Here is a 14,789-nt window from a genome sequence, read left to right on the forward strand (position 1 = left end):
CAAGCCCAAAAAGTCGACTTCCCGTCACGGCAAACGCCTTAGAGCAGTGCAAAACACGGGTTGAGCGACAGCGCATTGATAAGGCTGACGTAAAGTAAGATGAGATCTTCCAAACCCCGTTCGCGGGCCAAGAATAACCGCAATCGTCCTTCTGGCGGCAACGTCGTAAACCGGGTTTTTGACAGCTCGGGTCCCGAAGGCAAGGTCCGTGGCACGCCGCAGCAGATTATTGACAAATACAACCAGTTGGCACGTGACGCTCAGCTGTCGAATGACCGCGTGGCGGCAGAAAACTTCCAGCAACACGCGGAACACTACCTGCGGATGCTGAGCGAAGCGCAGCGCGAGATTGACGCGCGCCGTGAAGAGCAGGAGCGCCAGAACCGCGAACGCCAGGCCGAGCGCGACCGTGAACGTGCCGAACGTCAGGAACGCGAAGCGACCCGCCAGGCTGATCCGGCCGAAGCACCGCAGCCTGATGTAATGGACCTGTCTCAGCAAGTTTCAGAGCCCGATAGCGGTCTGGTGGAGACCCCGGAAAACAAAGAAACCCCGGCGGCTGAAACACCGGAAGAGGCTCCGCGCAAGGAAAAACCCGCGCGTAAGCCACGCGCCCGGAAGCCCAAAGCTGCGCCCGAGGCAAAAGAGGATGCTCCTGCCGACACGGGGGACGCACCGGAGGCGGCAGAATAAAGCCGATGTCAAAAGAACCAAGCCCCGAGGTTTAACTCGGGGCTTTTTCGTTTGATCAGGTTTTCTTAACTTCGCGCGCCAAAGCGCAGAACGCTTCCAGCGGGACTTGCTCGGCACGGTCCGTGGGCTTGATACCTGCGGCCAGAAGGCGGTCTTCGATATCCGGGGCAATGCCTTTGAGTGAGGCGCGCAGCATCTTGCGGCGTTGGTTGAAGGCGGCAGCCACGACGCGCGACAGGGTGGCGGCATCGGCGGGATAGCGTGGCTCGGGCAAGGCGGTCAGGTGGACCACGGCGCTTGAAACCTTGGGCGGCGGAGTGAAGGCCCCGGGGGGAAGCAACATGGCGATACGTGCCTCTGCCCGCCATTGGGCAAGGATGGCAAGGCGTCCATAGGCTTTGCTGCCGGGTTGGGCAACAATACGCTCGGCCACTTCGCGTTGGAACATCAGCGTCAGGCTCTGCCAGAATGGGGGCCATTCGGGCGGTGTCAGCCAACGCACCAGCAGCTCGGTGCCGACATTGTAGGGCAGGTTGGCGGCGACGCGGATTGGCGGTGTCAGATATTCAAGCGGGTTGATCTCCAGTGCGTCGCCGTTGATCACCTCAAGCCGACCCGGATACGCGGCGGCGATGTCGTTCAGGGCGGCAATGCACCGTGTATCTTTTTCGACGGCCACGACCTTGCGCGCGCCTTCGGACAGCAGGCCTCGTGTCAACCCACCGGGACCGGGGCCGATTTCAAGCACATCGCATTCTGACAAATCGCCGGCTTGTCGGGCGATCTTGGCAGTCAGGTTCAGATCCAACAGGAAATTCTGCCCCAGCGATTTGCGCGCCGAAAGCTGGTGGGTTGCGATGACCTCGCGCAGAGGGGGAAGCGTGTCTATAGCGCTCATGATCGGAATACCTTGGCGCCTGTGAAAGGGGCTGTGCCCGAGATTTTTGTGCCTCCGGCGGGGATATTTTCAGCCAGGTGAAGGATCAAGAGCTTTTTACCATGCGTTGGGCAAGTTTCAGGGCTTCGATAAGGCTGGAGGGGTTGGCGATGCCTTTCCCCGCGATGTCCAGTGCTGTTCCGTGGTCGGGTGAGGTACGGATGAACGGCAGGCCAAGGGTGACATTCACGCCCCGGTCGAAATCCAGCGTCTTGATCGGGATCAGGGCCTGATCGTGATACATGGCGATGGCGGCGTCATAGCGGGCGCGGGCGGCTGCGTGAAACAGCGTATCCGCAGGGTGGGGGCCTGTAATCGTCGCGTCCTCGGGGTTCAGATCAGCCAGCATCGGAGCAATCCAGTCGAGCTCCTCTGTGCCCATCTTGCCGCCTTCACCTGCATGCGGGTTCAGGCCTGCAACTGCGATCCGGGGATGCGCGATATCGAACTGATCACGCAAACCGCGTGCAGTGATTTCAATCGTTTCGCGCAGAAGATCAGGGGTAAGTGCCGCGGGAGCTTGTGACAATGGAATGTGAATCGTCGCGGGAACGACGCGCAACTGCTCGCTGGCCAGCATCATGACTACCCGGCGGGTTCCGGAAAGGGCTGCCAGAAACTCGGTATGGCCAGGAAAGGTGAACCCTGCGCCGTCAATCAGGGCTTTCTTGTTGATCGGTGCGGTGCAAAGCGCTGCGGCCTCACCGGTCTGTACCAGTTCGGTACCGGTTTCGATGGCATCAACCACCGATGGCGCGTTGGCCGGATTCGGCTGGCCGAATACGTTCGCGGCGGGAAAATCCATCTGAAGAACGGGCAGGGCCCGGCCACAGGCTTCAGCAACCTGACTTGGGTGTTCGATTTTAGCAACGGGTGTGCCTGCTGGCAGGTGGCTGGCGTCCCCGATATAGAAGAACGGGCAGGCATCGCGCAGTTCAGCCCACGCCTTGGCCGCGATTTCCGGGCCGATACCGGCCGGTTCGCCGCAGCTGAGCGCGACGGGCCGTATCATTCCTGAGTAATGACAGCGTCAGCCCGCAGCTGCTCCACCAGACTGGCCGCAAAGGCCTGAAGACGTTGCTGCGCCAGCGCGTTGGCGACATCGCCCCGAGAGGTGTCTTCGCCCAGATCCCGCGTGCGGTTGCACAGCATCAGAAACACAAGCGTCTGACCATTGTTGCGGGTCAGAGTCGCCGACGCTTCGTTCCGGTCCAGCTTGGCCAGTTCCACGGCAATATCACCGGGCACCTCGGAAGGTGCGGCTTCGACCCGGTCCAGAACTTCGGCGGGCTGATCCTTGGCAATGCCATAGAGATCATCACAAGTGTCGATTTCTTCTTTCAACTTCGCGGCCCGCGAAAGGGTTTCGGCGCTGCGCCCGCCAGGCAGGTAATAGGCGGCATAATCCAACTTTGAAATGCGCGGAGCGCCGGTTGCGACTTCGCGCAAGCCCCGCATCTGAAACAGCGCAACCGCGTTCGGCAGGGTGATCGGGTCGGTGATCTCACCGGTCTGAAGCCCCAGGATGACAGGTTGAAGCGCCGGGGGCAGGTTCGAGATGTTCAGCCACTCCAGACGTCCACCCTGACCCCGTGTTGCGGCTGCGGAATACTGAGCGGCGGCGGCAGAAAACGCGTCCTGCCCTTCAAGGCGCGAGATTTCTTCGGCCAACAGCTCGGTCTGGGCAACCGTTTGCGGGTTTACCGGGATAATGATTTCGGACAGCAGGACCTGCAATCCGCCACCGCCCGTCTGGCCCAGCGCGCGATCAATCTCATCCTCGGTCGGGCGCGCCTGCGACAGATAGCGCGAGCTGATGTAGTCGCGCCATGCCAGTTGATCCGCGACATAATCCCGGACCGTTTCAGGGTCGACGCCCGCGTCGCCGAGAAGTTTCAGGAATTGTTCGGATGACAATTGTCCGCGCGAGGCGAATTCGTCGATGCCCAGCTGAACGGCCTCGGGCGTCGCTTGTACGCCGGCGCTGCGCATGACCTGCCTGCGCAGTTTTTCATCAATCAGGGCATCCCTGACGTCAGCTTCGTTACCACCGGGCAAACCCAGAACATTCAGGAATTGCAGGCGCTGTTCAAGCTCGTACCAGGTGACAATATCCTGATTGACGCGGATCGCGGGTGAGAACAGGCTTTGCGCGCTTCCCTGAAGAGGCGCGATTGCAAAAACTGCGGCAACCAGTGCCGGTGTGACCGGTTTAAGCCAACCGGAACGGAGAAACCTGGAGAAACCTGATATCAACTGCATGTTCTCTTGTATGTCTTGCCACCGCCTTCAAGGGCGTACCCTGTCAGAGAAAGGGTAAAGCCGAATTCTGTCGAAGGCTCAATAGTGGATGTTGAAGTAAAGCGCCGACTTACGGACATGTTAACCCGAACGCATTCGTTCTGATAGGTCACACCCAGACCCAACCGGATCGGTTCCGACTCAGCCAGATCGTAGCGCGCCAGAGCATTGGTCAGCCAGTTCTGATCGACCTGGTAGCGTCCGAGAAGCAGAATTTCCGAGATTTCTTCGGTGATGTTTTCCGCCGGGTCCGGTTCCTGCCAGATATAGCTGCCGGAAAGGCCGGCATTTTCGGATGCCCATGCGCCGCGCAGTTCGGCTTTGACAAAGCTGAAATCCCCGTCGATCAGACCGCGTCCGGCAAGTGACCAGCCATTGGCCGTGCTGATCTGCCCGGCCACCAGCAAATCCGACGATGTGCCCTGCAATCCCGATGTCAGCGTGAAGTTTGGATCGGCGTCGGCCCGAAACACTTGGCCCACAGTCGCTTGGGCCTGCCAGCCACCCGCGCCATACCGGGCCCAGTTCAGGCCAACCACACCAGTGGCACTGTTCTCGCGCTGATCTTCAGCAGGGAACCGCGAGAGGGACAGAAGGTTACCCTGATCGAATTCCTGAAAAGTGCTTTCATCATTCGGAACATCGGTGTCCGATACATGTGTCCATCCGAACTGCGCAATCGGTTCGAGGAACTGAACAGCCCCCGATTCCTCGCGCCGGGTCATTGGATAACGGAGAGTCAAAGCCGCGCGCGGCGTAGATCGGGTCACGTTGTCGGGGTAGTTGCTGTCGTGACGAATGTTGAAAGTGTCAACCGACGCCCCAAGCGTGGTATCGACCCGCAACCCCGATGAGAAAGTCCAGCTGCGTAGCCATTCGGCATCGAAGGTGGCCCGTGCCATGTCGCGACCAACAACATCTGTATCGCTGGTGCGTTCGTGCGCATGACCGATGAATGCCAGCCGAACCTCGCCCCCTAGCGTGCTGGGAAAATAGCGTTTTTCATAGTTGAGGTCGAAGACGCGGGACGGGATTTCGTCCTGATTTTCGCTGTCCCGAAGTGTTTTGTAGTAGATCAGGCCGGTTTTGAACGCACTATCGCGCTTGATCCGCTCCAGTGCGATTTCGCTGCGCAAGCGGTCCAGATCCGGCAAGCCGTAATCGGCTAGGTAGGCATCGTCGGATGTAGTTTCCAGATTGAAGGTCAGACGGAAATCGTTCTTCAGATTAAACCAGCCGGTGGCAAACAGGTAGCCGCGATCCTGATCGGGTTGCACATCATCCCGTGTATAAGCGCCTTCCACCTGAATGCGTCCGTTCACAAAGGCCTGACGATAGCGGTATCCCAGAGTTGTCGTCTTGGCTGAGATGTAAGGCGTAAGTGTCAGGTCCTTGTGATCGCCAAGTTTGAAGAAATACGGAACCTGAACGCCAGTGCCCAATTGCGAGGTGCTGCGGATCGAAGGAACCAGAAAGCCGGTTGCCCTCTCTAGCGTTGGGTCAGGCAAGCGCAGATAGGGAAAGTAGAATACCGGATAATCCAGGACCCGAAGCTGCGCGCCTTCGAAATATAGTTGCCGTTCCAGTTGATCATGCGTGACTTTGCGCGCCCTGATCTGCCACAGAGGCGGCCTGCCGTCGGTGCAGACATGACAGGATGTGGCTGAAACCTTGCTGAATTGCGTATAACGTCCTGCGGCCCGTTTCGCCTGAACCGAGGCGATCTGTACCTGCTGTTCAAACACCATGCGTGCACCGATCAGCAGTCCGTTCTGAATTCCGCTGTCCAGTTGCCCTGAATCCGCCAGCAGCGTGGTCTGACCACCCTGATCGATACGAATGGGGCCTTCCAGTATCAGCTCGCCAGTCTCGCGGTCATACGTGATACGATGGGCGGACAACTTGGTGTCGCCCTGAAAGGCTTCGACATTGCCTTCAGCCACAAGTTTGCGCTCAGGCGTGATGAATACCTTGTCGGCCACCAGCAAGGCGGGCTCTTGCTGCGCTTGTGTGCCCTGTGGTTGTGGCCGGCCTTGGGATGTCTGTGCTGCAGTTCCCGCCGGGACGGACAAAGCCAGTGCACTGGTAAGCAATACAGGAACGATGTGCCGCATCAGCCGTCCTCCGCATGCAGTAGCAGACCAAGAGACAGCAGAATTGCGGCAAAGGGCGGTGCCCAGGCAGCGATATAGATGGGCAATTGTCCGTTTTCCCCGAGGATTTGCGCGAAATTGCGCACGAAATAGATGGCAAATCCAAGCAGAACGGCTGTCAGGACGGCGATCCCTGTGCCGCCGAACCGAACGTGGCGCATGGTAAACGCGGCCCCGATCAGAACCATCGAGATCAGAAAGAAAGGCCGGGCCAGCTGTACCTGCAGCCAAACCTCATATTGTTTGGTCGAAAATCCCGCCTCGCGCAGGTCGCTGATCAACTGGGGCAGGTCATAAACAGAAACCGAATCCTGTTGCCCAAACGTATCCATGATCCGCTGTCGGGTCAGCGAGGTCGGCAGCTCCAGACGCTCGTGCACAACTGAATTGGATTCAGGGTTTTGCCCATCCTGCAAGGCCCAGGTTTTTGCCTGATACAGAACCCAGTTCCCGTCTTCCAACTCTGCCCGATCCGCAACAATTTGCTGGGTTGGTTTGCCATCCCGCCCAAAGGTGATGACGGTAACACCGTCCAGCCGCAGCTTGTCTTGGTTCGATGTTGCCCGGGCGTGGATAACGGCCTGCCCATTCTCGGCAGACTGGCGCAGCCACAGGCCCTCGCTGCTGATCGAAAGGGCCGAACTGCCGTTGTTTCGGTATGAATCCGACAAGCGGCGGAACTCTTCGGATGTGGCCGCCGCGATGGGATTCAACAGTGCAACGGCCAGAGCGCCGATGATCAGCGACAACAGGACAGGGGCGACCAAAGCGCGGATGCCCGAGCGGCCAGTTGCACGGGTCACCACAAGTTCGGACGTACGTGCCAGCCCAACGAACAGCGCGATGGTGGACAGGATGACCAGCAAAGGCAGCATTTCGCTGATGGCGGCCGGTGTATTCAGCAGTGTGAGGTGGAGCAGCTGGGCAAAAGACAGGTCGAAATCGTCAAAGCGGCGAATCTGTTCGATCAGATCGATGAGAATCATCAAGGTCAGGAAAATACCTCCGATGACCATGAAGCTTTGCAGAAACCGGCGGGCAAAATAACGGTCCAGGATCATAGGCGCGACCCCGCTGCGCCTGTAGTGCGGGGCGTCGGGCCGATATCGCGCCTGCGCAATGCTGTGCGCGACGGCGTATGCCTGCCCTCTCGTACCACGTCTTTCTCCCCCGAGCCTGCCGGTCATTTTTTCGGGACCTTAATGCAATTGAAAGGCGGGGAAAACTGCTATCTGGTCAATGCGTGCCCCGCGGGCTAGGTCTTGGGGAACAGAATTCGAGGAGTGTACAATGAGCAGTCTGATACCGATCCGTTTTCAGGAATTTGACCTGGAGGCTATGGCGCAGGCCGGGGGGCGCGTCGCTATCATCATTCCGGATGACGGTAAGATGAGCCCGGCAGCCCGCCGGGCAAACCGTCTGACGAAGGGCGGCTTGGCGCGGCTTGTTGAAAGCGAGAGTTTCAGAAAGTCGAAGACAGGTGATGTCGTCTCGATGGCATGGCCCACAGGGATGGCGGCAGAGGCGCTGGATGTTCTGGTTCTGCCACGTCGCCCCGAGGCCGGCGAAGCCCGCAAGGCAGGGGCGGCGCTGGCTAAGCTGGCAGGCGGCAAGGACATGCTGGTGATGGTGGGCAATCAGGCGCGGGCCGAGGATCTGGCACTGGGGATTGTTCTGCGCAGCTATGATTTCGACGCGCATAAGACCAAGGAAAGCCAGAAGGCGGGCACAGTGACAATCAGCCACGCAAAGCCTGCGGAGGCCGAGGCAGATTTTGCACCTCTCTATGCAATTGCTGATGGCGTTCGGATGACGCGCGATCTGACCAATGAACCAGCAAATGTTTTGACCACCACTGAATTCGCGGACCGCCTGGTTGAGATGCAGGGGCTGGGTCTTGAGGTCGAAGTACTGGACGAAGACAAGCTGGCCGAGCTGGGAATGCGCACGTTGCTAAGCGTCGGGCAGGGCTCGGACAGCCCTTCGAAAGTGGTGGTGATGCAGTGGAATGGCGGGGCCAAGGATGACGCGCCTTTGGCACTGGTCGGAAAGGGCGTGGTGTTCGACACGGGTGGTATCTCGCTCAAACCCGCTGCTGGCATGGAAGAGATGACCATGGACATGGGCGGCGCCGGCGTTGTTGCGGGCACCATGCGCGCGCTGGCCAAGCGCAAGGCAAAAGCCAATGTCGTGGCGCTGGTCGGTCTTGTCGAGAATATGCCATCAGGTAACGCCACCCGTCCGGGTGATGTGGTCAGGTCGATGAAGGGCGATACGGTCGAGATCATCAACACCGACGCCGAGGGCCGCCTAGTTCTGTGTGACGTGATGTGGTACGCGCAGGAACGATTCAAGCCGGTCGGTATGATTGACCTGGCAACTTTGACCGGTGCGATCATCATCGGGTTGGGCCATGAAAACGCTGGTGTCTTTTCGAACAATGACACGTTTTGTGATGCCTTCCTGAAATCTGCCAAGGCCGAGGATGAAGGCGCTTGGCGGATGCCATTGGGCGACGCCTATGACAAGTTGCTGAAATCGCGCATTGCCGACATGAAGAACGTGGGCGGTCGCCCCGCCGGTTCAGTCACCGCCGCGCAGTTCCTCCAGCGGTTCGTGAAAGAGGAAACGCCGTGGATTCACCTGGACATCGCGGGCGTCGCCTCGGTGGCTGAAGAGACCTCTTATGCGCCCAAAGGTGCCACCGGCTGGGGCGTGCGCGCATTGAGCCGGTTTGTGCAGGACAATTTCGAGTAAGCATATGGGCGCTGTCTATTTCTACCACCTGACCCGCCTGCCGCTGGAGCACACCTTGCCGGTGCTACTGGAAAAGGCGCGGCAAGCCGGGTGGAGGATTGCCGTGCGGGGTACTGACCCTGCGCGGATGGACTGGCTGGATGAAAAGCTGTGGCTGGGCCCCGAGGAGGGATTCTTGCCGCATGGTCGCGCTGGTGGCCCGCACGACGCGGACCAGCCGATCCTGCTGACCACCGGCGCCGTTGCGGGAAATGGCGCGACCTGCATCATGGCTGTGGATGGCGCGCCGGTCGAAGCGGAAGAAGTCGCCGCGCTGGAACGGGTTTGTATCCTGTTCGATGGCAATGACGACATGGCTGTACAACAGGCGCGCGGGCAGTGGAAAGCGCTGACGGATGCCGGATGTTCCGCACAATATTGGTCGGAGGAGTCCGGGCGGTGGGAGAAGAAGGCTGAAGCCTGACCGGCCCGCGTTTTTCAGGAGATACGACAATGCAGAAGAAGCCCTTGGGCCGTACCGGAATTATGGTGAGCGATCTGTGCCTTGGCACGATGACATTTGGCTCTCAAACATCTGAAACGGATGCGCACCGGCAGATGGATATGGCGCTGGACGCGGGGATCAACTTTGTCGACGCGGCCGAAATGTACCCGGTGAACCCTGTCGCGAAGGAAACGATCGGGCGCACCGAAGAGATTTTGGGAAACTGGAATGCCGCCAATCCTACCCGCCGGGGTGATTATGTTCTGGCGACCAAGCATTCCGGCGCGGGGCTGTCCTTTGTCCGTGATGGTGCGCCGATCACCGCCCGCACCATACCCGAAGCGATTGAGGGGTCTTTGCGACGATTGCAGACCGGGTACATCGACCTCTACCAGTTCCACTGGCCCAATCGGGGCAGCTATATGTTTCGGCAGAATTGGGATTATGCGCCGTCTGGCGAAAACACGAACGAAGTGCTGAGCAACATGCAGGAATGCCTTGAGGCATTGCAGGCTCAGGTGGACAAGGGCAATATCCGTGCCTTTGGCCTGTCGAATGAAAGCGCTTGGGGAACCGCGCAATGGCTGCGGCTGGCCGAACAGATGGGGGCGCCGCGCGTGGCATCGGTGCAGAACGAATATTCATTGCTGTGCCGCCATTTCGACACCGACCTGGGTGAGTTGAGTGTGCATGAAGATGTTGGGCTGATGGCGTTTTCCCCTTTGGCGGCAGGATTTTTGACCGGGAAGTATCAAAATGACTGCGTCCCCGACGGATCGCGTATGTCCTTTGTGCCCGAGATGGGAGGCCGGAAATCCGGTCGTGTTTTCGAGGCGGTTGCAGCTTATCTGGACATCGCCGCGCGGCATGGTCTGGATCCGGTGCATATGGCACTGGCGTGGTGCCGGACGCGCCCGTTCATGATGTCGGCAATCTTCGGGGCCACGACTGTTGCACAGCTGGATCATATTCTGGAGGGCGTGGATCTTGAATTATCCAAGGATGTCTTGGCCGAGATCAGCAGGGCACATCGGGCGCACCCAATGCCGTTTTAGGGGCTCTGCCCCCGTCGCCTTTGGCGACGCCCCCGGGATATTTTTGGCCAGATGAAGGCGGATCTGGTCAGTGATGGGTGGGATGCGCGCGTTCGTGTCTCAGGTCGCGGGCCGATTGACCGTGGGCGGTGCGGAAAGCGCGGGCAAAGCTGGATTGCGAGGCAAAGCCGGTGGCGAGCGCCACATCCATCAGTGGCATGTCGGTGTCGGTGACCAGACGGCGGGCCTCGGCCAGGCGCAGCTGCAGATAGTGGTCCTGCGGCGTCGTGTTCAGGCGCAGTCGGAACTGTTGTTGCAGCGTCCGTGGGCTGGTGCCCAGGCGGTCTGCGATGTAGGCCAGCGGCAGAGGATCATCCAGTGACGCCTGCATCATCGAGTTGGCCTTGGCGGTCAGCGCCGTGTGGCGATGTGGCGCGCCTGTGCGGCTTTGCGGTTTTCCAGGGTCGGGAGCACCATCGTAAAGGAACAGGCCCGCAACGCGCGCGGCGAAACTTGCGCCATGACGGGCGGCGATGATGTGCAGCATCATCTCGACAGCCGGAATTGCGCCACCCGAAGTCAGGCGGTTGCCGGAAACGGTGAAGCGATCGGTGCGCACATCAACTTCGGGAAACCGAGTGGCAAAATTTTCGAGGTCTTCCCAGTGGGTTGTTGCCAGATGGCCATCCAGTAGCCCGGCCTCGGCCAGGAGCCACGGGCCGCCATCAATGCCTGCCATCGTTGCGCCTGTGCCCGCGATGCGCCGCAGACCAGCCAGCAGGCTGGGGGTGGCGTGGCGGGCCAGTTGGAAACCGGCGACCACGATCATCAGGTCGCAGGATTGCAACCGGGCCAGTGGGATACCGGGCACTTGCAACGCACTGGTAAGCACCGCGGGTTCTGGCGTCGCGGTCACATAGTCCCAGTCAAAGGCCGGGCGGTCCGCCAGACGGTTCGCGGCCCGCATCGGGTCCACCGCAGAGGCAAAGCTGAGCGTGTTGCATTCGTCCAATACAAGCACCGCAGTTTTTAGGGCGCGGTGTTCCGGTTGCAGTATGTTTTTTGCGGATTTCATCAAGTTTGATTCGCATATTGCCAAGTGGGTTTCCCAAAGCTGCGCCAGAGTCGGGTCAGAACGCAAATCGGAATCCGGGGAAAAGCCTGGGGAAAACCCAAGGCAGAACCGGGTATAACTTGGGGAAAACATCATGCCTCTGGAAATGAACCGCGAAGTCTTCATTACCTGTGCCGTAACCGGCTCGGGCGGGACGCAGGACCGCAGCCCGCATGTGCCGCGGTCACCGCGGCAGATCGCCGACAGCGCGATTGCCGCCGCCAAGGCCGGGGCGGCAGTGGTTCACTGCCACGTGCGTGACCCTGAGACCGGCGTGCCAAGCCGCCGGCTGGATCTGTATCGCGAGGTAACGGATCGCATCCGCGACGCTGATGTGGACGTCGTATTGAATCTGACGGCCGGGATGGGCGGCGATATCGTGTTCGGCGGTGTTGAAAACCCGTTTCCAGTGGCCGCGGGCACGGACATGGTCGGAGCATCGGAACGCGTGGCGCATATTGCAGAATGTTTGCCCGAAATTTGCACCCTGGACTGCGGCACAATGAACTTTGCCGAGGCAGATTATGTTATGACGAATACGCCCGGGGCATTGCGCGCCATGGGCAAGATGATGACCGATCTGGGTGTCAAGCCCGAGATCGAAGCCTTTGACACTGGCCACCTGTGGTTTGCAAAGCAACTGGTGAAGGAAGGGATTCTGGCACCAAACGCTTTGGTCCAGCTGTGCATGGGGGTACCGTGGGGCGCGCCGGATGATCTGAATACCTTTATGGCGATGGTGAACAACGTGCCGGATGACTGGACCTTCAGCGCGTTTTCGCTGGGACGGAACGAGATGCCGTTTGTCGCGGCTTCGGTTCTGGCGGGCGGCAATGTGCGCGTTGGGCTTGAGGACAACCTGTGGCTGGATAAGGGCGTAATGGCCGAGAACTGGCAACTGGTGGAACGTGCAGGATCCATCATCGAGAATATGGGCGCGCGCGTGATCGGCCCTGACGAAGTCCGTGCGAAGCTGGGGCTGACCAAGCAGGCACCTGTTGCAAAATAATGGACACGCAGGTTTTTGGGGGCCAGCCCCCAAGCCCCCGGAGTATTTCTAAAAAGATGAAACATGAGCAGCCAGTAGGTGGGGAATCATGAAAACGGCGGCAATTATTGGGGGCGGAGTTATCGGCGGCGGATGGGCTGCGCGGTTCCTGCTCAATGGCTGGGATGTGCGGGTGTTTGACCCTGATCCCGAGGCGGAACGCAAGATTGGCGAGGTGTTGGACAACGCAAGACGGTCCTTGCCGGGGCTGAGTGACGTTCCGTTGCCAGCCGAGGGTGCGCTGAGCTTTCACAGCGACATGGCCGAAGCGGTTAAGGGTGCGCGTTGGATACAGGAGAGCGTGCCGGAGCGTCTGGATCTGAAACTGAAGGTTTACAAAGGCTTGCAGGAGGCTTGCGATCCGGGCGCGATCATTGGATCCTCGACCAGCGGGTTCAAGCCGTCCGAACTTCAGGACGGAGCGCTGCGCCCCGAGCAGATCGTAGTGACGCACCCCTTCAACCCGGTTTACCTGCTGCCTTTAATCGAGCTTGTACCAACGGACAAGAACCCGCCCGAGATGATCGAACAGGCCCAGGACCTGTTGAATTCGCTTGGGTTCTTCCCGCTACACGTCAAGAAAGAGATCGATGCGCATATTGCCGACCGGTTCCTGGAAGCTGTCTGGCGCGAGGCGCTTTGGCTGGTCAAGGATGGCATTGCGACGACCGAAGAGATTGACGAGGCCATCCGTATGGGTTTCGGCATCCGCTGGGCGCAGATGGGTCTGTTCGAAACCTACCGCGTGGCCGGTGGCGAGGCGGGGATGCGGCATTTCATGGCGCAGTTCGGACCTGCCTTGAAATGGCCGTGGACCAAGCTGATGGATGTTCCCGAGTTCACTGACGAACTGGTCGATTTGATCGCCAGTCAATCTGACGCACAATCCGGGATGCATTCGATCCGAGAGCTGGAGCGTATTCGCGACAACAATCTTGTTGGCATGATGCGGGCCCTCAAGGCGCAGAATTACGGCGCGGGTGCGGTGCTGAACCAACATGACGCACGGTTGAAACCTGGAGCGCTGCCGACGCTGGATCAGGCGGATTTGAGCCAGCCCATCCTGACCCTGTCGCGGGCCGTCCCGCTGGACTGGACGGATTACAACGGCCACATGAACGAAGCGAGATATCTGGAGGCCTTTGCCGCCGCCACCGATCGGTTCATGGAAATCATCGGATGCGATGCGGATTACATTGCCTCAGGCGGCAGCTATTTCACAGCGGAGAACCACATTCGCTATTTGGATGAAGCTCATGCCGGTGCAAAAATCGACGTGCGCACGCAGATGCTGTTGGGGCAGGGCAAGAAGCTGCATGTGTTCCACAGCATGTATGAGGACGACAAGCTGCTGGCCACGGGTGAAAGTTTTCTGCTGCATGTCAGCCTGGAAACCCGCCGCCCCAGCGCGCCATCTGCTGAAATCGAAGCGGCTATGGCGCGGGTTGCAGAGGCTCAGGCCGGATTGCCTTATCCCGAGGGCGCAGGCGCAGCGATCAGGAAGCCTTCATGACGCGCCGGGTTCTGGTGACGGCTGGCGCGTCAGGCGTCGGCCGGGCCATGGCCGAGGCGTTTGACGCGGTTGGCTATGACGTCCGGGTTACTGATATCGATCAGGCGGCGTTGGATACTTTGCCCGAACATTGGACCGGGCACCGAGCCGATGTTGCGGACGAGGCTGACATGCGCGCGGTATTTGACGCCGTCCGTTCGACAGGCGGGTTGGATGTGCTCTGCGCCAATGCCGGTATTGCCGGCCCGACAAATGACATTGAGAATATTGATCTGGACGCGTGGCGTTCTTGTGTCGCGGTCAATCTGGACGGTGCTTTTCTGGCGGCAAAATATGCAGCGCCGCTGATGAAAACGGCGCGGGCGGGCAGCATCATTCTGACCTCGTCGACAGCCGGGCAGTATGGCTACCCGTTCCGGGCGCCCTATGCGTCGGCAAAATGGGCGGTCATCGGGTTGATGAAAACACTGGCGATGGAGCTGGGGCCCTATGGCATCCGTGCCAATGCCATTTGTCCGGGCGCAGTTGAAGGCCCTCGGATGGAGGGCGTCCTGACCCGCGAGGCCGCAGCCAAGGGCATGACCCGTGATGAGGTCTATCGGGGCTATGCCTCGGGCACCTCAATGGGGCGCTTCGTCGAAGCGCAGGATGTCGCCAATATGGCAGTCTTCCTTGCCTCAGATGCGGCACGTCTGGTTTCAGGTCAGGTGATTGCGGTGGATGGCCACACGGTCAACCCGGACCCGAAATTGTAA

General features: G+C 59.7%; 13 protein-coding genes. 7 read left to right on the top strand and 6 right to left on the bottom strand.

Going from position 1 to position 14,789, the window contains the following annotated elements; all coding sequences use genetic code 11:
- The first annotated feature begins 99 nt into the window (after positions 1-99).
- Positions 100-693, top strand: a complete 594-nt coding sequence (locus ACR0DS_RS05085) for a DUF4167 domain-containing protein (RefSeq protein ID WP_267364566.1) — start codon at positions 100-102, stop codon at positions 691-693.
- A 55-nt stretch (positions 694-748) separates the two neighbouring features.
- Here the strand turns inward: ACR0DS_RS05085 and rsmA are convergent, their stop codons facing one another.
- The 5 genes from rsmA to lptG all read right to left on the bottom strand — a co-directional run bounded on the left by rsmA (position 749) and on the right by lptG (position 7,145).
- Complete coding sequence (gene rsmA / locus ACR0DS_RS05090; protein ID WP_480485400.1) at positions 749-1,591, bottom strand: 16S rRNA (adenine(1518)-N(6)/adenine(1519)-N(6))-dimethyltransferase RsmA; 843 nt, start codon at positions 1,589-1,591, stop codon at positions 749-751.
- An 85-nt stretch (positions 1,592-1,676) separates the two neighbouring features.
- Positions 1,677-2,642: a 4-hydroxythreonine-4-phosphate dehydrogenase PdxA gene (pdxA, locus tag ACR0DS_RS05095; protein ID WP_480558046.1), complete on the bottom strand. Its 966-nt coding sequence runs from the start codon at positions 2,640-2,642 to the stop codon at positions 1,677-1,679.
- Positions 2,639-3,892, bottom strand: a complete 1,254-nt coding sequence (locus ACR0DS_RS05100; protein WP_480480584.1) for a peptidylprolyl isomerase — start codon at positions 3,890-3,892, stop codon at positions 2,639-2,641. The genes pdxA and ACR0DS_RS05100 overlap by 4 nt, the downstream gene beginning before the upstream one ends.
- Positions 3,883-6,045, bottom strand: a complete 2,163-nt coding sequence (locus ACR0DS_RS05105) for an LPS-assembly protein LptD (RefSeq protein ID WP_480558044.1) — start codon at positions 6,043-6,045, stop codon at positions 3,883-3,885. Before ACR0DS_RS05105 ends, ACR0DS_RS05100 begins: the two co-directional genes overlap by 10 nt.
- A complete protein-coding gene (gene lptG / locus ACR0DS_RS05110) occupies positions 6,045-7,145 on the bottom strand; it encodes an LPS export ABC transporter permease LptG (protein WP_480480588.1) in 1,101 nt (366 codons plus the stop codon). Before lptG ends, ACR0DS_RS05105 begins: the two co-directional genes overlap by 1 nt.
- A gap of 229 nt (positions 7,146-7,374) precedes the next feature.
- Between lptG and ACR0DS_RS05115 the strand changes: the two genes are divergently transcribed.
- From ACR0DS_RS05115 to ACR0DS_RS05125, 3 genes are read left to right on the top strand one after another with little or no spacing between them, the layout of a single operon-like run.
- Complete coding sequence (locus ACR0DS_RS05115) at positions 7,375-8,841, top strand: leucyl aminopeptidase (protein WP_480558042.1); 1,467 nt, start codon at positions 7,375-7,377, stop codon at positions 8,839-8,841.
- Positions 8,842-8,845: 4 nt separating this feature from the next.
- Entirely contained in the window at positions 8,846-9,304 is a 459-nt protein-coding gene (locus ACR0DS_RS05120; RefSeq protein WP_480558040.1) for a DNA polymerase III subunit chi, read from the top strand.
- A gap of 29 nt (positions 9,305-9,333) precedes the next feature.
- Positions 9,334-10,380: an aldo/keto reductase gene (locus ACR0DS_RS05125; RefSeq protein ID WP_480558038.1), complete on the top strand. Its 1,047-nt coding sequence runs from the start codon at positions 9,334-9,336 to the stop codon at positions 10,378-10,380.
- A 67-nt stretch (positions 10,381-10,447) separates the two neighbouring features.
- Here the strand turns inward: ACR0DS_RS05125 and ACR0DS_RS05130 are convergent, their stop codons facing one another.
- Entirely contained in the window at positions 10,448-11,434 is a 987-nt protein-coding gene (locus ACR0DS_RS05130; RefSeq protein WP_480558036.1) for a GlxA family transcriptional regulator, read from the bottom strand.
- Positions 11,435-11,567: 133 nt separating this feature from the next.
- Between ACR0DS_RS05130 and bcoG the strand changes: the two genes are divergently transcribed.
- The 3 genes from bcoG to ACR0DS_RS05145 all read left to right on the top strand — a co-directional run bounded on the left by bcoG (position 11,568) and on the right by ACR0DS_RS05145 (position 14,789).
- Positions 11,568-12,482 (top strand): 3-dehydrocarnitine:acetyl-CoA trimethylamine transferase BcoG, encoded by a 915-nt coding sequence (gene bcoG, locus ACR0DS_RS05135; protein ID WP_480517312.1) that lies wholly within the window; start codon positions 11,568-11,570, stop codon positions 12,480-12,482.
- Positions 12,483-12,567: 85 nt separating this feature from the next.
- Positions 12,568-14,034 carry a carnitine 3-dehydrogenase gene (locus ACR0DS_RS05140; protein WP_480558330.1) on the top strand — a complete coding sequence of 489 codons (1,467 nt, stop codon included), beginning with the start codon at positions 12,568-12,570 and terminating at the stop codon, positions 14,032-14,034.
- On the top strand, positions 14,031-14,789 hold the full coding sequence (locus ACR0DS_RS05145; protein WP_480485410.1) for an SDR family oxidoreductase: 759 nt from the start codon (positions 14,031-14,033) through the stop codon (positions 14,787-14,789). Before ACR0DS_RS05140 ends, ACR0DS_RS05145 begins: the two co-directional genes overlap by 4 nt.

This window comes from Ruegeria sp. AF5 (assembly GCF_056541905.1).